Origin of the sequence: Paenibacillus terrae HPL-003 (genome assembly GCF_000235585.1) — a bacterium.
Taxonomy (GTDB): domain Bacteria; phylum Bacillota; class Bacilli; order Paenibacillales; family Paenibacillaceae; genus Paenibacillus; species Paenibacillus terrae_B.
In genome coordinates, this window is the sequence record NC_016641.1 from 1,310,873 (window position 1) to 1,332,781 (window position 21,909).

The following is a 21,909-nucleotide window of genomic DNA, read 5'->3' on the forward strand; positions in this document are numbered from 1 at the left end:
CTGTTTATATATAAACAACGTGGGGATACTTAGGCCTCAGTAGCCACGTTGATATTGTTCAGGTATGAAAGGCTTCTCGCCGCGCAATGTCACCGCTGCATGAGTCGCCCAATAGGGATCGCGCAGCAATCCGCGTCCCACAGCAACCAAATCGGCATCCTCGTTGCCGATAACAGACTGCGCCAAGGCTGGGTCATCCAGTGCGCCGACAGCGATCACCGGGATGTTCAGCGCCTCGCGGATTTGGCGCGCGAACGGCACTTGGTAGCCCGGATAGTTGCCCGGCTTTCTGGCGCCAGCAGGGCCTTCCCCGCCCGAGCTAACATGGATCACGTCTACGCCTGCAGCCTGATAGGCACGGCTCAGCTCAATGGCATGATCCACATCGTATCCGCCATCTACGTATTCCACTGCACTAATTCGGAAGATTAACGGCATGCCCGCAGGCATTTCCTTACGTACAGCCTGAATGACTTCAACACCAAAACGGGATAGCTCCTTACCGTACTCGTCGTCCCGCTTGTTCGTAACCGGCGAATGGAATTGGTGAATCAAATAACCATGTGCACCGTGAAGCTCAATTGTATCCACGCCCGCTTGAACCGCACGACGGGCGGCGTCTGCGAATTTTCGCACCATGCCACGTACTTCCTCCGTGGTAAGTGCGTGCGGCTGTTTATAATTCGCATCCGGGTATGCAATCGCCGAAGGAGCCACTGGCACTGCTGCATCCTCAGCTTTACGGCCCGCATGAGCAATCTGGATGCCTACCTTGGACCCGTGCGCATGAATGCCGTCAACCAGCTTCTTATAAGCTGGGGTATGTTCATCTGACCAAAGGCCCAGATCGTAATCTGTAATCCGTCCATCCGGCTCCACGTCCGTCATTTCTATAATAATCAGACCCGTGCCTCCAATAGCTCGGCTCAGGTAGTGAACATGATGCCAATCGTTCGGAATCCCGTCTTTGGCCGTGACCGAGTATTGGCACATCGGTGCCATCACCACACGGTTTTTTAATTCCAAATCTTTCAGTGTGTACGGTGTAAACAACGAATTCGCCAAAACGTTCATCTCCCTTTTTATCTTTACCACATAAATGAAAATACGTTCCAAATTACACGGTCTATTATAAGCATGATCGACACAGCCCAAACGGAATAAAGAGATTCCCCAAACGGGGTATCTCTCACATTTAAACTTGCAGTCATTATGTATGTCGTATGTCGTATGTTGCAGATATATTGCACACAATCTATTATCCACAACTCAATAACTTTTTGCAAGTAAATATTTAAATATTATTAAATATTTTTTTGTCTACACCCTCTCAGCCTCCTAGCTATAACACAAAAAGACGCCCTTACGGACGCCTCTGCGAGACCAATCTTATTGTGCTGAACCTAATTGCACCCATGCCTTCTCAATCTCTGCAACTGCCTGATCCTTGTTCATGTTGCCGCTGATATATGCCTGCATCAGCTCGCCAAATTTTTGGTGGAACGTATCCAGCGAGTAGTTGACAGACAGATCACCGGACTTCGACGTTTTCAAAATGCTTTCCATTTCCTTTGGCATTTCCAGATCAGGAAGCGGTGCATCCTTGATTGGAGGAATGACCTTGGCTACCTGGGAGAACCAGTTCTTACCGTATTCGGAAGTGTACAGCCAGTTGAAAAATTCAATCGTCTCCTTGGCTACTTCCGAATCCTTGTTAATACGCAGCGCTTGGTCAGCACCAGTAATGATGACCGATTGATCAGCCTTGTCACTTACCGGATAGCCCATGATGCCAATCTTGAGGTCAGGATTAATCTTCTTGATCGCTTCCTCATCCCATGCGCCTTTACCTGTCATAAACGCAGCTTTACCGGATGCAAAATCACTCACTTCCGCATTGCTGTCCCGTTCCAGCGGCTTATCCGTGCCATGCTTCACCGTCAAATCAATAAAGCTAAAGAAGTTGTTGTACAGCACCGGATAGTCCTTGATTTTCGCTTTGCCTGCAATAAAATCATTGACGAGCTGTTTCGGCTCTACACCTGCATCCTGCGCGGCGGCATCTACATAGTGCTGGAAGATGTGCTTCCATACCCACCACTCTTTATACGCGTTGGCAAATGGAGTGATGCCCTTCGCCTCAAGCTTGGTGACTGCGTCCTGCATCTCAGCCATCGTCTTAGGCGGGGAGGTTACACCCGCCTTGGTGAGCAAATCCTTGTTGTAAATCAGCGCAAACAAATTCCCCTTCACCGGGAAGCCCAACACTTTACCGTCACTGGAGCTCATGTTCGCTCGAACGGCATCTGTCATGGCTGCCGCCAGCGGCTCATTCGTCAGATCGGCGCTATAATCGGCATACGTGTCGATGTCGCCTCCTGCTGTGGTCTGGAATACATCCGGTGTACTGCCTGAAGCAATTTTCGACTTGAGAATCGTGTTATAGTCTGCCTGCATGATTTCCAGATTGATCTTCACATTCGGCTTGACCTTCTTATACTCCTCGATATACGCGTTAAAAGCATCCGTATACTCCGGTGAGGCTGTGAACATATTTATTGTAACCGGTTTCAATTCTTCGTTGCCGCCAGCCTTTCCTTTCGCTGCGTCTGAGTCACCGCTGCTTCCGCATCCACTCAACAAACCGACCGTCAATAGCAAACTGCCGGACAACGCCATCATCTTCTTTAACATGGATACTCCCCCATTTATTCGTGATCAACGTCCATGCGCTCATTCTAAAAAATATAGTCCGATTTAAAAAGGCAGATTAGTGAAGCGTTAAGGGTAAAAAAGTGGTTTATTGCTGGCTCACCCGATACTCAGAGGGTGACACCTGATAATAATTACGAAAAGCCTTGCTGAAATAATTCTTATCCTTGTAGCCAAGCATGTCGGAAATCTCCTGAATTTTGAGACTGGAATCGCCCAGCAGCTCCTTCGCCTTGTCCATTCTGACCTTCTGCACATATTCGTGAATCCCGTAACCAAACTGCTGCTTGAACAGCTTCATCAAGTATTCCCGACTTAAAAAATACGTTTCGGCAAAAAATGAAATTTTGATATCTTCAAAATAATAACGGTCAATATGCCGCTTGATCTCCGTAATATCAAAGGGCTGGCTCCCCCCTTGAGCATGCTGAACCCCGGTAATGTAAAGCTCCAGCAAACGGTTCAGCCGCTGTCCGTACTGGGCAAAATCCGTAAAGTCCGCAGAGATATCACCCTCAGCCACGCTTTTTCTCTGTTCTGCCAAAGCCCCCTCCGGATCAGATACAGTCGCAGATACAGATATGAATGCACCCGGCTCCATAGCCGCTTCTCTCAGTAAAAAATGAAACTCGCCCAGCATCCGATCTGCATCCTGCAAACGAAAAGCAGAGCCAGATGCCAACTGCTTCAGCAAGTCGTTTAGCAGTACCTTTGCCCGATTCGCCTGACCTGTCTGGGCATCCTTCTGAATCAACAGCAGCCGATCCGTCCACGACACTTCCTCTGACATCGTTCCCTCCCGGGGCGCAGTATGAATGACCGATGTCCCTGTCAGCTTCAATACGTCCGTGCTGTGAATAAGCCCCTTGGCATCCGTATAAGCAGACGCCAGTTCCAGTATGTCCGTACAAGGCTTACCCACTCCGGCTGTCACTACCATGCCGAATAATCCGTGCAGATTCGTCGCCGCCTTCTGTGTCACTTGTGCCAGCAGAAGGGGCATATGTTCTTCTTGCCCCGGAGATAATGTGCACATGGAAACGACCTCGCGCGCTCGTCTCGGGTGAGGAAAGCTAAAGCAGCTTAGCCGCTCATCCGAAGTCTGAGCCATGACGTTCGTCACGGCAAAATCCATCAGATCGGTCTCCCCATGAAAACGTGTCATGCGGACCTCGTCCCTGTTCAGCAACCGCAGCACGATCACCCCAAAGCGGTTCCCTGGCTTATCTGCACCGATCAAGGGGAGTAACGCCGCATTTGCCTGTCTTTTAAAGCTACCGTCCAGAATGGACAAATATAGCTTCTCTTTCAGCTTCGGCAGTGACATATTCAGCGTAATGTTCTGGCTAATGAATTTGCTTTCGCTTTGCTTGCGGCTTTCCAATATATCTACCGCTGTGCGCAGTGCCTGATTCAATTCCTGCCGATTGATCGGCTTGAGCAAATAATCTACCACTCGGGATTGAATTGCTTGCCGCGTAAACTCAAAATCGTCATAGCCGCTAATGACAATCGTCAGCAAATTAGGATACGCCTTCTCAATGGCACGAAGAAATTCGATACCGTTCAGCTCTGGCATTTTCATATCCACCATGACCACATCTATAGGGTGCCGCTCCAGCAACTCCAGTCCAAATCTGCCATTCGTCGCCTCAAACACCTGCCCGATGCCGAGGTTTTTCCAGTCTCCGATAATGCGAATAGCTTCGCGCAGCGGCTCCTCATCGTCAATGATCAACACATTATACATGGCTACTTCCTCCCTGGGGGATGCGCATTTTGATTTCTGTTCCCGTTTCATCCGTATGTATGGATAGTCCCGCCTGATCTCCATACAACAGCTTCAATCGTGTATTCAGATTTTTTAAGCCGATATGCTCACTCTCCCGTTCTTCCCATTTCTCTTCGAACGAATCCAGCACCTGTCTCAGCTTATCCTCCGAGATCCCCGGGCCGTTGTCCCGGACTGTAATCGTGGCATCTGTAGAGCTGGATTCGGCTGAAATGACAATCAAAATATCGCTTGAGACCTTTTCCAGCGCATGCTTGATCGAATTTTCTACTAGCGTTTGTACGGACAACCTCGGGATTAGCAGCCCCATCAGCGTGTCCTCCCACTCCAGCTCTATTCGCAGTCTCGTCCCGAATCTTGCTTTTTGCAGTCCCATATACCGTTCAATATGCTGGAGCTCTTCGCGGGCAACCACGATATCCTTGCCGTTGATAGAATACCGCAGGGTTTGGGCCAACGCATCGACCATATCCGCCATATCGAACATCTCACGCTTTAATGCCTGTGTAGATATGGCTTGTAGTGCATTGTACAGAAAATGGGGATTAATTTCAGCCTCCAGCGCCTTGAGTATGGCGTTTTTTTCGACCAGCTTCATTCGATAACGCTCATTAATTAATTCTTCGGTTCTTTGGACCATTTCGTTAAAATGCAGCGACAAATACGCAATCTCGTCATGACCCTTCACAGGGGCCGTTGCCCCGAAATCCCCGGTACTAAACCGCTTCATCTGGGTGGACAGCTTGTGTAAGGGACTGGTAATGGCATTGGAGGTCAGCGTTACCAAAATAATAGACACCCCTAAAAACAAAATCCCGATCACATAGCTCCAATTCCGTGTCGTCGTAGCCGCTTCGTAAATTTGACGGTATGGAATCGGCTTGACGAGCCGCCAGCCCTCTTTTTTCCCGACATCATACACGACCAGATATTCCTGACTACCGCTACTGTCCGACCATGTTACTCGACCACTCCCTCCCTGTCCAATCTGTGCCAGCACCCCTGAGTCCCGCATCCGCTCGTATAACGGAAGGCTGTCCACGTAAAAGGGAATACGTTCAGGACTTAGCAGCATGAGATGATCCCCTTTGCCCAGTGGAATGTTCTTCATGATATCGTCCACAGCGCTCGTATTGTAATAAAAGGACAACACCGCCTGCGGGTGACGGGATGCAATCGACCTCAGTACCCGATGGTACGCCATAAAGCTGCCCTGTGGCGTCACATACCCCATATCCGAGCGGGAACTCACAAAGGATTGGAACGATTCATTGGTTGTGCTCGCCATCGCCTCCTTAAACCAGGGCAGCTTGGGAATATCCGTGTTCATCCCTTGGCGCACCGTAATATTGTACGTCTCCCGGGTCACCACATAATATTGATGACGATCTGCCACATACAGATAGATAGCCTCCAGATCATTACGGGAATAAAACATGCTGCGCAAGTAGTTTTCAATGACCATTCGAGAGGCATAGTCCCGATTTTCATTCGCAATCGCGTTCATAATATCGTTATAACGAAGCTGCGGCAGGGCTAACTGCTGCATCCCCTCCAGATAGTCCTCCAAGTTCTGATTGACCAGCAGCAGATTATTCGTTGTGCTGGCAATGCTATGATTTACCGACTCTCTTTCAATCATCTGATAGGAGATAATCGTCAGCGAGCCTACCACCAGAATGATCACCGAGGTAAAAAGCAAAATAAGCTTGTTCACCAATTTTTGCGTTATTCGTCTCCACATGGATCTGAAAACTGCACCTGCTCGTTTTGGTATCACGATAAAATCGCCCCTTTTGAAAGCGTACACATTTTTACCCTCAACTGTTTTCTTAAATCCATTGGTGCGGCCCTGGGGGCTATCCTATACTTTCATTATATCTCAAACGGCTTGGAGCGAAAGATCGGAAAATGTTGAGAAAAAGAGGTGCGCTATGCTGAAAAAAAGGGGAAGCCAGGGCGATAAGGGCAGTAAATTGGAGTTTGGTTTGTTCACACTGCCTGTAATTCTGTGCATTACGATTGCATTTTATATTCCGTTTTTGATGACGATACGCTATTCCCTGACCAAGTGGAATGGCATATCCAAACATCCGAAATTTGTAGGGCTGGATAATTTCAAACAAATCCTGCTCGGAGACGCCAACTTTGCACATGCAGCCTGGTTTACCGTCAAATATGCCATTCTGTACATTGTGCTGGTGAACGTGCTGGCCATTTTGCTGGCGCTTGTCCTCGACATGAAGCTGAAAAGCTCGGCTTGGTTGCGGGCGGCCTTCTTTATCCCTTATATCCTCAGTCTCGTGATTGTTGGATTTATCTGGAAGTTTATCTTTATGCAAGGCTTTGAGTCACTGGGAAATAGCACAGGCTGGGGCATCTTCCAGCTCAGTTGGCTGGGGCAAGAAGGGCTCGCGTTTATTTCCATTTTGGCGGTATCTATCTGGCAATCCATTGGCTTTTATATGGTCATTTACATTGCAGGCTTGCAGTCCGTACCGGAGGATCTGAAGGAAGCCGCTATTGTGGACGGAGCGGGGCCGATTCGGAGATTTTTCAGTATTACGCTGCCACTGCTCGCCCCTTCCATCACGATCTCGGTTTTCATGGCTCTGACCAACTCGATCAAGGTGTTCGACGTCATTCTATCCCTGACTGGCGGCGGGCCGGGAGGTACAACCTACAGTATTGCGTATGATATTTATCGGGACACGTTCCAGAACAATCTGTACGGCTACGGAACAGCCAAAGCGTTGTTATTATTCGTCGCAGTGCTGATTATTACGATCATCCAATTGTCTATTTTCAAACGCAGGGAGGTTGAAGCCTGATGCAACGCAGACGTATGGGACGTATTTTGCTGGAAGCGGGCATGATTGTATTATCGCTGTTATTTTTGTATCCGCTGTTTCTTGCCATTAACAATTCGTTCAAAAGCTTCGCTGAGGTCATGACCGACGTCATTGCGTTGCCCAAGCAGCTTTCGCTGGATAACTACGTATATGTATGGAAATTCATTAACTATCCACGCTTATTTCTGAATAACACGATCATTACCATAGTCGGGCTGGCAGGTATTGTACTGGTATCCTCTATTGCCGCCTATAAGCTGGCACGGACCAAAAGCAAATGGAGTTCTGCAATCTACATGCTGTGCATTATGCCAATGTTGATCCCGTTTCAGTCCATTATGCTGACTGTCTTGCGACTCGCGAAAGACCTGCATCTGGCGGACAGCACCTGGGGACTTGGCCTGCTGTATTGGGGCTTCGGCGCTCCCCTGGCGGTGTTTATCTATCACGGATTTGTCAAAGGAATTCCCAACGAGATTGACGAAAGCGCCAAGATCGACGGAGCCTCAGGCTTCCGGCTTTTCTTTTCGGTCATTTTCCCCTTGCTAAAATCCGTTACCGCCACCATTGTGATCATCGACGTGATGTGGATTTGGAACGATTTTCTGCTGCCCCTACTCATGGTTAACGGCTCACCCAGCACCAAAACACTTACGCTGGCGGCCTATACCTTTGTTGGACAGTATACGTCAGACTGGCAATATGCCATGACAGCCATGGTGATGGCTGTGCTGCCTTCCATCGTCGTATTTATTTTCCTGCAAAAATACATCGTCAAAGGTGTTGTCGCGGGAGCGGTCAAAGGCTGAGTTCAAAGTGGTGATTCCCGGCGCATGTAAAAAGTTGGCGTATTTAAGTATACGAAGCCAGATAGCAAAAAAGAGGACTTGCGTGTTGTTCGCGCAAGTCCTCTTGGTTGTACCCTGTTCAATCCTGAACAAGGCTTGTCCATACATAACACTTCCCACTCAGGAAGCAGGATGAATCGGTGTATCTGAAATTGAAATTCTATCCATAGATGTACGTCTGGTGAATGTCCCGCGCCCACCATTCGTATCTCCTGAATGACCCGAAGCCGGAGCATTCTCGTCTGCATCGTCTGTAATGCGGAAATACTGTATTTCCGACATAAGCTCAGCAGCCATATGACGCAGCGAATCGGCAGAATCCGCAATAACCTCCATAGAAGCGAGTTGCTCCTCGCATACAGCCGCAGCCAACTCCGATTCCCCTGCAATTTCACGGGACAAGCCCACCAGCTTTTGCTCCGAGTCCAGCAGCTGCTCGGTAATTGCAGACAATTCTTCGGTGGCAGCCGACACGTCCTGGGTATGCTCAGCGACTGTTTGTACCGCTTCATGTACTTTGCTAAACGTCTGCCCAGTTCGGTGAATCAGATTCGTTCCGGCCTCAACCTCGCTGGAGCCTTTCTGGATCGAGTCCACGGCCTGGTTCACTGTATCCGCCATGGCATCCATAAAGACAGCAATCTGTTGAGAAGCTTGACCCGTCTGTTCGGCAAGCTTCTTCACTTCACCCGCCACGACAGCAAAGCCCTTGCCCGATTCCCCGGCTCTAGCCGCTTCAATGGAGGCGTTCAACGACAGCAAATTGGTTTGCTTGGCGATATCCCGAATAAATTGCGTTACACTTTGGATTTTCTTCGATTGCTCGCCTAATTCCTGAATGACCTTGACCGAACCCTTCATCGTATCCTGAATATGGCGCATCTGTATAACCGTTTCCTCCAGGTCCGAATTACCGCGCTCTGTCTCTTGAATTGCCTGTTCGGACAGCTCTGCGGTAATGGATGCCGATTGGGCAATCTTTTGAACGCCTTCTGCACTTTCCTTGACTGCCTGCTGGTTTTCACGGTTCCGCTCGACCTGATTGCCCGCCGAATCATGGATTCCCTGTACCGTCTCCGCCATCTGCCGCGTGCCTTCCGCCACCTGTCCGGAGCCACTGGACAGCTCACCCGAAGCAAGCGTGACCCCTTGCGCATTCTGATAAATCACTTGCATCAGCGAACGAAGTTGGCGTTTCATATCGTTAAAGCTCTGCGCCATTTCACCAATCTCATCCTTCTGCTGAATTTGAATATCCTCCTGTGTCAGATCCCCTTCTGCAATATATCGCGCGGCTTTAGCCACCTGAACCACCGGACGGGCAATCATACGGGTAATTACATACGCCAATACGATCCCAATCACCAGTGCGAGCGCCATCGCAATGATAATCATCATCTGTACATATTGAAGCTTTTCCCCCTGCTCGACTTGAGATTGGTTCAGAAGCTCCGTCTGGTATTGCTCCATCGCCTGTGACTGTTGTTCCAAAGCAAGCGCCATCGGCTTACATTTTTCCTCCACTAATCTTGTGTAGGTCGCCACATCCCCCTGCTGCTTATATGAGGTAATTTCCTTCACGATATCTGCATATTCAGCCTCCATCTGCTGGAGTTGTTCTGCCATTTGTTTGGGCTTGTCCAGTACTGGCGTTGATTGCAGTTTCTTCATGGTCGCTGCAAAGGTTTCGCGTTCTTTCAGATAACTGTTCATTTCGTCCTGATCTCCAGTCACCAGATACCCGCGGAAATACTTGGTCTGACTCGCAGCATCGTACTTCAATTCTTTAATCATCAAAATTTTAGCGACTCTATCATCAATCATGCTTTGATATGATTTATGTAAAGACGAAGTAGCATACTCACCAATAATACCCACAACCAATGTAAGCAATAATACGGCTGCAAAACTAATGGATAGTTTTTTACCAATTTTCATTCTAAAATATCTCCTTTGTATGGGACAATTTTCTTAGGTCTAATGGGTTATTATACGCTTGTTTATCATTTGAAACAGTTAAATTTTGATGCATAAGTTTCAATTATTGAATATACAACTTTCCGTGTAGCTTCCCTTGACATTGCCCCTCATTAATGATTTACTGATTTTATTATTCGTAATTATTACGATTAAAAATCGACAAGGGGAGCATTGCAGCTTCCCTATCTGACATTGTAGCCACTACAACACATTCAGCATTTCATGAACATTTTCGAAGGGATGAGTGATTACGTTGGCAAACACTATGGAATTGGAAAAGAAAATACCGGTTACGGTACTTAGCGGGTACCTCGGTTCAGGCAAAACCACGCTGCTCAATCATGTGCTGAATAACCGGGAAGGCTTGCGGGTAGCTGTCATTGTCAATGACATGAGCGAGGTAAACATGGATGCCGATCTCATTCGGGATGGCGGAGGATTATCCCGCGTGGATGAGAAGCTGGTGGAAATGTCCAACGGTTGCATCTGCTGCACCCTGAGGGAAGACCTCCTAAAAGAGGTAGAACGACTGGCGCTCGATAAAAAGTTTGACTATATCCTCATTGAGTCCACGGGCATCGGCGAACCCATTCCGGTAGCCCAAACGTTCAGTTATGTAGATGAAGAAAACGATATCGACCTGACCAAGCTGACTCGGCTGGATACGATGGTTACTGTTGTGAATGCGCCGGAATTTTGGAAAGACTTCTACTCCAGAGACTCCCTCAAGGATCGCGGGCAGGAAGTTGCGGACGAAGATGCACGCGGCATCGTTGATCTGCTGGTGGAGCAGGTGGAATTTTGTGATGTGCTGATCATTAACAAATGCGATCTGGTATCCCCGGAAGAGCTGGACCGACTGGAAAAAGCGCTGCGCGGTATTCAACCGAATGCCAAAATCATACGTTCCGAATACGGTAAAGTGGATCCGAAGGAGATTTTGAACACGCATCGTTTCGACTTTGCAACAGCCAGCCAAGCGGCAGGCTGGATACAGGAGATGAACAAGGAGGAGCACGTACCGGAGACAGAGGAATACGGCATTGCTTCGTTTGTGTACAAGCGCAAAATCCCGTTTCATCCAGAACGTTTGCTGAAATGGCTGGCCAAATGGCCTGCTGAGGTTGTCCGCTCCAAGGGATTGGTGTGGTTCGCTACGCAGAATCGTACCGCTTTTACATTCAGTCAGGCGGGCAGCTCCAAGCAATTCGCCCGCGCAGGACTGTGGGTATCTGCTTTGACCGAGGAAGAACGCCAATACTATCTCGGAGAAGATTTTGAAAAAACGCCGGACTGGGATGAAAAATACGGGGACCGGGTGACCAAGCTCGTATTTATCGGCATAGACATGAATCGGGAAGAAATCGAGCGTACGCTCGATGAGACACTGCTGACTCCTGAAGAGATGGAGCAGGACTGGCGCAAGCTGCCTGACCCTTTTACGAAAAAAATATAATAGCTTCAGAGAAACGCAAAGCGCCTAAAACGGGGAACAGCATTCCGTCTTAGGCGCTCTTCTATTCATCATGCTTCACCAATTGCACGCTGCTCAGCGGCCAGAAAACCACATCCGCACGTCCTACAATATCTTTAATCGAAACAAACCCAATCGCACGACTGTCTCTACTATTGAATAATGAACACGAGAACAACACCGACGATAATCGCTTTAAACCAATCCACAATCTCATTCTTAACTTGCGGCTGCTTTCTCGAAGCTTTCTGTATAGCTGGACTCGTCGAAAGATTCCCGTGATCCATACGTCAAACCCGCCTTTACTCATAGATTCTATTCCTAATATGTGTATATTGTATAAGTGTAATCAATTTTTCCCAGCTTGGCAAAACCGCATTTTTAGTTGAAACAAAAGTGTGAACTTTTTTTCACAATCTTAAAATATCATCAAAAAACAGTTGATGCAAACGTTAACATATATTAAACTGAGCTTATACTTCTTAGAGCGTTTTAGACATATGCCAGTTAATCGTCACCCAGGGAGGTGTGTTCGTTTCGCATGAAAGACAGCATAAGTCGCTTTTATAGTGCTATCTTCTTTTAAAATAAAAGATGAAATAAGGAGGAATTTACATGTTTAAACGCAATGAACGTCCAAAAAACGGGTTTAACGCTCTAAGACTCGGTGTTTCTTTTGTTTTCGCTTCTTCTTTTCTTCTTGGAACCGCTTACGCAGATACGTCATCCAATGTCCCTTCTTCTTCCCTTTCAGAAGAGGCTGCCAGTGCAACGGATTCATCTGCTATCTCCATCACACTGGCGGCAGGCGACTTGTATGTAGCGCCAAATGGTAACGTGTCCAATCCAGGCACCATATCCAGTCCTACTACTCTTGAAGCCGCACTTACACAAATTGCTCCTGGTAAAACCATTTATCTGCGCGGAGGCAACTACGCCTATTCCTCAACGATTACCGTTCAGCGTGGAAATAATGGCAGCAATGGCTCCCTCAAAGGGTTAGTTGCTTACGGCAGTGAAAAGCCAGTACTTGATTTTTCGGGTCAAGCCTTTGGTTCCGCTAACCGTGGACTCCAGCTTTTCGGAGACTATTGGCTGGTAAAAGGTCTTGAAGTAAAGGGTGCCGGGGATAACGGTATCTATATCGGCGGCAGCAACAACCGGATTGAAAACGTGGAAACTCACCATAACCGCGACACCGGGCTCCAACTCGGACGCTACTCCACTACAGCCGCTAACAGTGAATGGCCTTCGAACAACCTCATCTTGAACTCCTACTCTCATGATAATGCTGATCCTGATAACGGTGAGGATGCCGACGGATTTGCCGCCAAGCTGACTGTAGGATCAGGCAATGTGTTCGATAACTGCGTGGCTGCTTACAACGTCGATGACGGTTGGGATCTGTTTACCAAAGCAGCAACCGGACCAATCGGAGCGGTAACGATCTTGAACAGTGTTGCCCATCACAACGGACAGACTTCTGACGGAACGTCTACCGCTAACAGTGACGGCAATGGTTTTAAGCTGGGCGGGGACAAAATCAAGGTCAACCATATTGTGAAAAACAGCATTGCTTTTCAGAACAAAAAGCACGGCTTTACCTACAACAGCAATCCCGGCACCATTACCCTGACCAATAATACTTCATGGAGCAATGGCGAGAGCAATTTTGCTTTTGACAAAGGTGAACACGTGTTTATTAACAATCTTTCCTTTGAAGGAACAGCCAGTGACAAGACCAGTGGAACCGATCAAGATAATTCTAACGTCTGGTGGAAAAGCAAAAAAAGCACCAATGCCAAAGGTCTTCTCGCCAGCGCCGCTGACTTTGTCAGTCTCGTTCCTTCCGTTACCAGAAGTGCAGACGGTTCCATCCAGCTAGGTAACTTCCTCAAGCTGGCTTCAGGAAGCGATCTGATCGGCTCGGGCACTCCGAGCGGCAACAATATAGGGGCACGCTAAAAGCCCAACCCAATCAGGACGCCCTGGCCCATCTACCAACATAGACATTCTGCATAATATAGCGACCGGTGAATTGTCCTCATAACCAGACAAAATATGAGGTGAACAGATCATGGAACGAAAAATCACAATGAAACATACACTCGCCTATGGAAGCGGCAACATGCTGGGAAGCGGTGCACTTGCTATTAGTGGCGCATGGTTAATGTACTTTTATACGACCTTTTGCGGACTGTCTCCCGTTCAGGCCGCAGCCATTTTCTCCGTTGCCAGCATCATCGATGCAGTCAGCAATCCGATCATGGGCTTTATTAGCGACAACTTTCATCGAACCCGCCTGGGCCGTAAATTCGGCAGACGACGTTTTTTCATTATGATGGGGATTCCGCTGATGCTCGTGTATCCGTTGCTTTGGGTAGATGGGTTGGGTTTCTGGTATTACCTAAGTACGTACGTACTGTTTGAACTGGTGTATACCTCTGTTATGGTGCCATATGAAGCACTTGCCGCAGAGATGACCCGGGATTTCGGCGCACGTTCCAGACTGACCGGATGGAAGGCCATGTTCGGTAAAATTGCCAATTTTGCCGCCGCTTTTATCCCTGGTCGCTTTATCGCTGAGTATGGTAAAGACTCTCCATTGCCCTTCTTTTATACCGGCCTAGTATTTGCAGGTATTTTGCTAATTGCAATGGCATTCTTGTACAAGAATTCTTGGGAACGCCCTACGGAGGAACTGCAAAAGGAACTGGAAGGTGAAGCTCCGCTTTCCTTTATAGATTCCATGAAAAAGCTGTTTATTGACATTTCCTCGACCTTCCGGGTGAAGACGTTCCGTCATCATCTGGGCATGTATCTGGGCGGCTTTTCAGCCGAGTGGCTGTTCACTTCTGCCTTTACGTACTTTATTGTGTTTTCCCTGTTCCAAAGCTCGGAGATGGTATCTAATCTGAATAGCTTTAACTCTGTCATTCAATTAATTTCTACCTATTTCTTCATCCAGTTCTGTGTGCGCAAAGGGTTCCGTATGCCTTTTATCGCCGCACTCGTCGTCGTTTGCTTTAGCGTAGCGGGTTACGGCCTGCTCTATATAACGGGAGCCTCCAATACAATGGTATGGCTATATGTCATCACACTGTTTATGGGGCTTGGTACAGGCGGGGTCTACTATATTCCTTGGAATCAATATACGTTCCTTGCTGATGTAGATGAGGCACTGACTGGTCGTCGCCGGGAAGGAATTTATGCAGGTATGATGACTTTCGCAGGTAAAATGGTGCGAGCCGTCGTCGTCTTCATACTTGGCTGGGTGCTACAGCATTTCGGATTCGTATCCGGGGCTGATAGTCAGCCGATTGCCGCTCAGCATGCTATTTTCTATGTACTCGTGGTAGGTACAATTGTGTTAGCGATCATCGGTATGATTGCGTCTGTCGTCATGAAGCTGGACATTGACAGCCACAAGAAGCTGATTACCGAAATTGACCGCCTTAAAAACGGTGGCTCGATGAAGTCGGCCAAACCGGAAGCTCGAAAGGTATTCGAGGATCTGACAGGTTTTAATTACGATCGGTGCTGGGGCAACAATAATGTAGGTTTCAAGAACAAACCTGCTGACCCTAGATCACATACGCCTTCCATGTAAGCACAAACAACGATTACGAATCAAATATTTACCAAAGAGGTGACTGTATTATGGCAAATCCAACATCACAACCGACAACCAATCCTACAAAAACAGATTCTTGGGCTGTACGTATGAGTGACTCTGTTCTGAAACGGAGTCCGGAATATTATGAAAAATGGGAATATGACCACGGCGTTATTTACAGAGGTCTGGAATGGGTTGGCGAACTGACAGGCGATCCCAAGTATATGGAATTTATAAAAAAACATATGGATCATTTTGTTGACGAAAATGGCGTGATTCAGCGCTATAAAGTAGATGAGTACAATATTGACCACGTGAATAACGGAAAGCTGCTCTTCTCTCTGTATCGTGCCACAGGAGACGAACGATATAAAAAGGCAGCTTACCAATTACGCAGTCAGTTGGAAAAACATCCTCGCACAAGCGAGGGCGCATTCTGGCATAAGCAAATTTATCCGTATCAAATTTGGCTGGACGGCTTGTACATGGGTGCCCCGTTCTACGCTGAATTTATCCGCGAATTTGGAGATCCGTCAGAGTTTGACGATGTTACCCTGCAATTCAAGCTCTGTTACGAGCATACGCGTGATCCTCAAACAGGCCTGCTCTACCACGCTTGGGATGAGAAGCATGAACAGCCATGGTGCAACCCGCAAACAGGCTGCTCCAAGAACTTCTGGGGACGCTCCATCGGCTGGTTCGTCATGGCACTAGTTGACGTGCTGGACTATATTCCAGAAGATCACGCAGATCGCCCTGCCTTGCTCGATATGCTGACGGAAACACTGGAAGCTCTACTGAAAGTACGTGATAAAGAAAGTGGAGTCTTTTATCAGGTGCTCAACCTGGGCCATCTGAAAGGCAACTATCTGGAATCCTCCGCTTCCTGTATGATTCTCTATGCTATCGCCAAAGGCGTACGCAAAGGTTATCTGCCAGAGCATTATCGCCAAGAGGCAGAAATCATCCGTAAAGGCATTATTGATGAATTTATCACGATTACCGAAGAAGGACTCGTGAATTTGAACAAAACGGTGCAAGTAAGCGGTTTGGGTGGTAAAGATCGACGGGACGGTACCTTCACTTACTATATCAGCGAGCCGATTATAACCAACGATCCTAAAGGTATCGGAGCTTTTATTCAGGCGATGGGTGAAGCGGAACGGATCTAAAGCGGACCGCTGTATATCTTTCTACAACAACAAAAGGACGGGGGCCAATGACCCTCGTCCTTTTGTTGTAGCTACAGAGATGATAAGTAGTTGCCTTAATATATCTCCCTTACACTCATTTTTTGTCTACATTACAACAGGCTGCATGATTATGGTTTCGATTTGTTTTCCGTCTATTTCTAAACTCTTATGATAGGTCTTACAAAAGGCATCCACATTACCTACAATTTTGTCCTTATCATAAATAAAAAAGTATACATACTTTTCCCTGTAATGGAAGGCATCTGACCCTAATTGTTCAGTCAATTCACGTTCACTCATTTTGGGACGCGAACATTTGACTTCTATTACAGTTTCGTACTCCCTTAAGTATATATCATATCTAACCGACTTGTAGCCGACGTCATCAGTTATTTCGACTCTTGCTTCTGGAAAAATCGGACGAATGAGGGAAAATAACATACGTTGTACATCGTACTCGTTCCCTAGAGATATCTTAGCAAGATTCTCATGTCGAATGGTTCCCCTACCGTGTACAGGATTCTGATACATCTCTTCTATATGTTTATAAAAATTACGCATTATTCTTCGGATAATCACATGGAAGCTTTGAAGATCAATAATATCTGGGTCAGATGACGATGAGTGGGATATTTTTTCAAATAGCCCCTTATTTATATCAATTATCAATCCTTTTAAATAAGAAACACCCACATCTTGAAAGGTTTCTGCATCGGTTTTTAACAAAAACTCACGAGCAATTGACGCATTCGAAAAAGCTCTGTGAAGAACTCTACTTGTTGAAATTCTCCACTCTTCGAGTTTCCTCTCAGTATTATTCTCGGACTGAGTTAGTAACAGCACCTCATCAATCTGTTCTTGAATAGCCTGAATTGTTTCACTTTTTGTTCTATTTGATGTGGTCATACTCTCTCCCATTAATGAATCCCCCATCGTAAATAAAATAAAAAGTGCGGCTCCAAAATATGAATTTTCTCGTCCTTATATTCAAACACCTGATAAATACTCTCACTATTTTGCATAATGGATTGAACCTGCTCTATTGCAGATTTTACCTTTGGCTTGTCGGGCTTATCATTACCATCACTAATAAGTTCATCAATTCTCTTCTTCATATCGTCTATAGAAATACTAATCTCAGGGGGATTTAGTGAAATTGCCTTTATTAACAGCTCATAGATGTCCGCATCTTCACCAGTAACAAGCTTGTAGGTTTTTCTCTGCTGCCCTCTTGGATTCGGCCCAGCCTTTAACTTCCTTACCACATCTTTATATGAGAGATTAATTGTTGTCATCTTATAAGCTTCTTCAAGCTGGATCTTACTCGTAATCTGCGCATTTTCACGGTTATGATCAACATCCAGTTGAATAGCAAGGTTCAAACATATGGATTGCATGAGCTGAGGAGAAGCAAGACTTTCAAGAGCTATATCCTTGGCATAGTCTAAGTCAATATTCATACCTAGTGATTGGAAACCTGTTGTTGCAATTTCACTAAGTTCATCCAGTTGCCAAGGCTCAATATTAATAAGATTTAATCTACCACTCAGATCAGGATTTTTACGAATGGCATCATCAGCTCTGTGAGGCAAAGAAATAACAATCGTTCGAAATTGCTTTCGAATAGCATCTTTTAATTGATAAGCCATTTCTAGCTGCATATCCCCTGGGGCATAGTGAAAATCATCTAGGACAAGAACTAGATTATTCTCATTAAAGTATTGAATAATCTTATCTTTACCAGAACGAAATGATTCTGTGATTGCCGTTGATTTTTTTTCTATAAGACCCGTTGTTCCTTCTCCTTCAATACCTCTACGTTCTGTATGGTTGCTTTCTAATGATAGGCCTACTTTTTTGGCTACTGTTACCCAAAAATCTTCTGAATGTTTGAAGTCATTTCCTGTCAAATCCACAATTTTATCTTGTCCTATTACTTTCTCGCATAAAACCGTTTTCCCGGTTTTTGAAGGGCCAATAATTGATGTTAAATAACCAATAGTTTTAAGTGATTGAGCTAATCTAAATTCGTATGAATAGGAAGTATCAGGTGTATTTCTTGAAACGTAGGTATATGTTGGGAAAGCCCCCGGTATAAATACCTCGTATGATTTTAATACCAGCATAATCTCCCCCTAAATACTATTTTAGTATAGTATATACCTAAAAATCATATTATATAAGCTATTAAGGGGCTTTTAAGACTAATTTACTTATTCACTTCATAATCTTAAATTCATATCCCTGTTTTTTTAAATATTCTATGATGACTGGTAAAGCCTTTGCAGTTTCTCCCTTGCCATAGGTATCATGCATTAAGATCACGGCTTTTTCTCGACCCTTTACAGACCTCATGAATTGGTTAATAAGTCCGTTTGCTTTCTTGTGTGGTCCCTCTGCATCTTTAGTTAATACATTCCAATCCACTTGGTGATAATCCTTTTTTAGTAAAGCTGCATCTAATGCGGCCATACCCTTTGGATCTTTTTTCTTCCACGTCATGTGGCCTCCCGGGAATCGAATCATTCTTGTCGAGAAGTCGGGTCCCAGAATGCCTTTTAATACCTGATTGTTCTTTTCAATATCCTTCATAACATTGTCCGTACTTACAGCCTTGTGGGGATATAGATACTTATAATTATGTGAATACGTATGGTTTCCTATAGCGTGACCTTCTGCGACAATTCTTTTGATGATATTCTTCGTATGTTCATTTTCACCAGCTTCCTTTCCTACGACAAAAAAGGTTGCCTTTACCTTCTGTTTTTTCAGAATATCTAATATTTCAGGTGTTACCGTCACGGATGGCCCATCATCAAAAGATAAATAAGCTACTTTCTTACCGTCGGCTCCGTCAGGCTTCTTCCCCAGCATTTGTTGGTTTAAATATTTTTCAACAAAGGCACCATCTTCAACTCCAGGTTTGTCTTTTGGTGAAGCAACTTTACCATTCGGTTCGGCATTTGCCTTAACTTTTGATTTGCCATTGGATACGGCATCTGTTTTTTTAACTTGCTCCAGTGTTTGAGCTGGTGGTTTGCTATCTGAAACCTTTAGCACAATGAGCGTAATACAGCCGATCACGAATAATAAAATAGCAATGAATATGAGTCTTCTTTTGTTCCTCTTCAAGCGATGCTCTCTTGTCCTACTATATGTGTAACCCTTTTCCATTAGCTTATGTACCCCCACCAAAATAATATTTCCCGAAATTAGGCATATTCGTAACCTTACCACAAATAAGTAGAATGAAAATTGAAAAATTGTAGCCAAATAAGCAAAGAATTGTTACCCATTAAGAAAGGAGCATGACCTGAATAGCTTCATCAAATAAAAAGTAGCCGTGATGTTTGCGCATCACAGCTACCTAACAATGGCCGGTGGGCAACCACGGTAAGAGTTCCATACTAAACAGCCGGATCAGGGGCTAACGTATTCCCGATGATGATTACTATTTAAGATTGCTTCGTCAAAACCTGAGCCAACAAAGATGCATAGGCTTTGGCGCCTTTGGGCTTCAAATGAACTCCGTCGGGTTCAAAATACGAGTTTTTGCCAGAGCTGGCTCCGTACCAGTCGATCATCGTAATCCGTGCATCCTGGGCTGCTGCTTCGGCAAGATGCCTGTTCACGATGCTCTCCCACGGACGTGGGACACGAGTATTCACGAGGATAATACGCTTCGCATCCTTCAGACTGCCGAGCAAATCCGTCAATTGGCCCTTGGTAAAAGAACCGTTGGTGCCCAGCTCAATAATGACTGTCTTCCCTAGCTGTCCGTTCTGTCTCAACTGCTCCAGCACGGCAGGCGCTTCCGCCATCTGTCGACCGATCCGTCCGTCTACCACCGCATCTGGGAAAGCTTGCTGAATGTATGCCTGCACATCCAGCATGACAGAATCGCCAATTGCGGTCACACCTGCACCAACATCTGCACTAGGCGTTGCCTGCTGCTGTTGGGCCGAAGTATCCGACTGAAGCTTAGCCCCATTCGTAGTGTCAGCCTTCGTCTCCGTATTCTTTGGCGCTTGGGTTTGAGCTTGGACCTTAGCTGCGTCCTGCACCTTGCTGCCCCCGGAAACTTGTGGCTTGGCTTTCGGCTCCTTCGAAGCCACGGATACGGTTCCGTGAAGCGGCGGCACTGTCTTCCCGCTTAGAATCTCATCGTTCGCCGCTACTTGCGTGGTTGCGCCATTAGGCGTCACATAGAGGTGAATAGTGCCCGTAAAAACGCCTATAAAAAGCACAGAGGCTGCGGTTGAAGGCATCCACCTCCACCGTACCTGTCTGCGGACCGCTGTGCGGATCCCTGCAATCCACGAACGGAATCCTCCGTGCCGGATCGGCTCCTCGATATATTTGTAGGAGAGGGAGGCTAGCAGCACCGTTGCGAATAGCTGTAAAATGATTCGCATCACATGCACACCATCGGTATCCACCTGCGGTGTCGTCAGGGTGATAATCGGAACATGCCACAGGTATAGCCCGTAGGAACGAGCGCCGATCCAGCGTAGCGGCTTGAGTCCAAGCAGCTTGCCGAGATGGCTCACCGGATGTGCTAACGCTGCGACCACAATAGCAGTGACCAAGGCTATGCCCAGCAAGCCCCCCCGATACAAAGACGGGTCATATTCATTCGAGGCCCATGCCCAGTGACACAGCAACAGCAAGCTTACAGCCCCAATGACATCCAGGAACAAGCGCGCCTTGGCAGACGCTTGCCCTTTCAGCTTGCCACTCGGCCATACCAAAGCCAGCGCCGCACCGATCAGCAGAGCGAATCCGCGCGTATCCGTGCCATAATACACTCGGCTCGGATCGGTTCCCGGCACGTAAATTACTGCCATCAGCAGCGCAGAGGTCAACGCCAGGCAAGTTACCCAGCCTGCGAGCACAATACGCTTGGGCATGTATTTCAACCCAAGCGCCAGCATTAACGGCCACAGGATGTAGAATTGTTCCTCCACCGCCAGCGACCACAGATGCCCGAGCGGCGAAGGTGGACCAAAGCTTTCAAAATACGATACCTGATGAAAAATAAACCACCAGTTACTCATATATACCAATGCGGCAGGTACATCTCCGCGCAAGGCCGTGAGCCGTGACGGATCGAAAAGTAACGAGCATAGGACAATGACGGCCACAACCGTCAGCATGGCAGGCAGCAGCCTTCTGGCCCGACGCAGCCAGAAATCTTTCATTTTAAAACTATGATATGTATCCCACTGACTTACAAGAATATCCGTGATTAAGTACCCCGATAAAGTAAAAAAAACGCCTACACCCAACAAGCCTCCCGGCAACCAGTCCGGATTCAGATGATACACAATGACTGCGATGACCGCCAGCGCTCTTAACCCATCCAGTCCCGGCATATAACGACGTTGTGATGGCAACGGATTAGACTTCATTTCAGTCGCCATCCTTCATGCAAATTCAAGC

Annotated in this window: 16 protein-coding genes and 1 pseudogene; 6 read left to right on the forward strand and 11 right to left on the reverse strand. The window is 46.8% G+C overall.

All coding sequences use genetic code 11. The annotated features are described in order from the left end of the window. Nucleotides 1–36 precede the first annotated feature (36 nt). The 4 genes from HPL003_RS05990 to HPL003_RS06005 form a co-directional block, all read right to left on the reverse strand. Nucleotides 37–1,065, reverse strand: a complete 1,029-nt coding sequence (locus HPL003_RS05990) for an NADH:flavin oxidoreductase/NADH oxidase (RefSeq protein ID WP_014278734.1) — start codon at nt 1,063–1,065, stop codon at nt 37–39. 324 nt (nt 1,066–1,389) lie between these two features. Then, nucleotides 1,390–2,694, reverse strand: coding sequence for an ABC transporter substrate-binding protein (locus HPL003_RS05995; protein ID WP_014278735.1), 1,305 nt, complete (start codon nt 2,692–2,694; stop codon nt 1,390–1,392). Between the two features lie 106 nt (nt 2,695–2,800). Then, on the reverse strand, nt 2,801–4,462 hold the full coding sequence (locus HPL003_RS06000) for a response regulator (RefSeq protein WP_014278736.1): 1,662 nt from the start codon (nt 4,460–4,462) through the stop codon (nt 2,801–2,803). After that, complete coding sequence (locus HPL003_RS06005; RefSeq protein ID WP_043922315.1) at nt 4,455–6,248, reverse strand: cache domain-containing sensor histidine kinase; 1,794 nt, start codon at nt 6,246–6,248, stop codon at nt 4,455–4,457. Before HPL003_RS06005 ends, HPL003_RS06000 begins: the two co-directional genes overlap by 8 nt. 190 nt (nt 6,249–6,438) lie before the next feature. Here HPL003_RS06005 and HPL003_RS06010 point away from each other — a divergent pair, with 190 nt between their 5' ends. After that, entirely contained in the window at nt 6,439–7,335 is an 897-nt protein-coding gene (locus HPL003_RS06010; protein ID WP_014278738.1) for a carbohydrate ABC transporter permease, read from the forward strand. Next, nucleotides 7,335–8,165, forward strand: a complete 831-nt coding sequence (locus HPL003_RS06015; RefSeq protein WP_014278739.1) for a carbohydrate ABC transporter permease — start codon at nt 7,335–7,337, stop codon at nt 8,163–8,165. Before HPL003_RS06010 ends, HPL003_RS06015 begins: the two co-directional genes overlap by 1 nt. Nucleotides 8,166–8,324: 159 nt before the next feature. Here the strand turns inward: HPL003_RS06015 and HPL003_RS06020 are convergent, their stop codons facing one another. Then, nucleotides 8,325–10,142 (reverse strand): methyl-accepting chemotaxis protein, encoded by a 1,818-nt coding sequence (locus HPL003_RS06020; protein ID WP_014278740.1) that lies wholly within the window; start codon nt 10,140–10,142, stop codon nt 8,325–8,327. Between the two features lie 295 nt (nt 10,143–10,437). Between HPL003_RS06020 and HPL003_RS06025 the strand changes: the two genes are divergently transcribed. Continuing rightward, entirely contained in the window at nt 10,438–11,640 is a 1,203-nt protein-coding gene (locus HPL003_RS06025) for a GTP-binding protein (RefSeq protein ID WP_014278741.1), read from the forward strand. Between the two features lie 61 nt (nt 11,641–11,701). Here the strand turns inward: HPL003_RS06025 and HPL003_RS29625 are convergent. Continuing rightward, nucleotides 11,702–11,815 (reverse strand): annotated as a pseudogene (locus HPL003_RS29625) (S26 family signal peptidase); the annotation flags it as partial. After that, entirely contained in the window at nt 11,811–11,945 is a 135-nt protein-coding gene (locus HPL003_RS30165; protein ID WP_014278742.1) for a hypothetical protein, read from the reverse strand. The pseudogene HPL003_RS29625 and the gene HPL003_RS30165, both read right to left, overlap by 5 nt. Before the next feature lie 328 nt (nt 11,946–12,273). Between HPL003_RS30165 and HPL003_RS06030 the strand changes: the two genes are divergently transcribed. The 3 genes from HPL003_RS06030 (at nt 12,274) to HPL003_RS06040 (ending at nt 16,446) form a co-directional block, all read left to right on the forward strand. Further along, a complete protein-coding gene (locus HPL003_RS06030; RefSeq protein ID WP_014278743.1) occupies nt 12,274–13,623 on the forward strand; it encodes a right-handed parallel beta-helix repeat-containing protein in 1,350 nt (449 codons plus the stop codon). A 112-nt stretch (nt 13,624–13,735) separates the two neighbouring features. After that, on the forward strand, nt 13,736–15,268 hold the full coding sequence (locus HPL003_RS06035) for an MFS transporter (RefSeq protein WP_014278744.1): 1,533 nt from the start codon (nt 13,736–13,738) through the stop codon (nt 15,266–15,268). 50 nt (nt 15,269–15,318) lie between these two features. Beyond that, entirely contained in the window at nt 15,319–16,446 is a 1,128-nt protein-coding gene (locus HPL003_RS06040; protein ID WP_014278745.1) for a glycoside hydrolase family 88/105 protein, read from the forward strand. Nucleotides 16,447–16,572: 126 nt separating this feature from the next. Here the strand turns inward: HPL003_RS06040 and HPL003_RS06045 are convergent, their stop codons facing one another. The 4 genes from HPL003_RS06045 to HPL003_RS06060 all read right to left on the reverse strand — a co-directional run bounded on the left by HPL003_RS06045 (nt 16,573) and on the right by HPL003_RS06060 (nt 21,878). Then, complete coding sequence (locus HPL003_RS06045; protein WP_014278746.1) at nt 16,573–17,385, reverse strand: PD-(D/E)XK nuclease domain-containing protein; 813 nt, start codon at nt 17,383–17,385, stop codon at nt 16,573–16,575. Further along, the gene (locus HPL003_RS06050; RefSeq protein WP_014278747.1) at nt 17,385–18,593 is read right to left on the reverse strand and encodes an ATP-binding protein; all 1,209 of its coding nucleotides are present in this window, start codon (nt 18,591–18,593) and stop codon (nt 17,385–17,387) included. Before HPL003_RS06050 ends, HPL003_RS06045 begins: the two co-directional genes overlap by 1 nt. A 91-nt stretch (nt 18,594–18,684) precedes the next feature. Continuing rightward, entirely contained in the window at nt 18,685–19,641 is a 957-nt protein-coding gene (locus tag HPL003_RS06055; protein WP_014278748.1) for a polysaccharide deacetylase family protein, read from the reverse strand. A 281-nt stretch (nt 19,642–19,922) separates the two neighbouring features. Further along, a complete protein-coding gene (locus HPL003_RS06060; RefSeq protein ID WP_014278749.1) occupies nt 19,923–21,878 on the reverse strand; it encodes an acyltransferase family protein in 1,956 nt (651 codons plus the stop codon). Between the last annotated feature and the right edge of the window lie 31 nt (nt 21,879–21,909).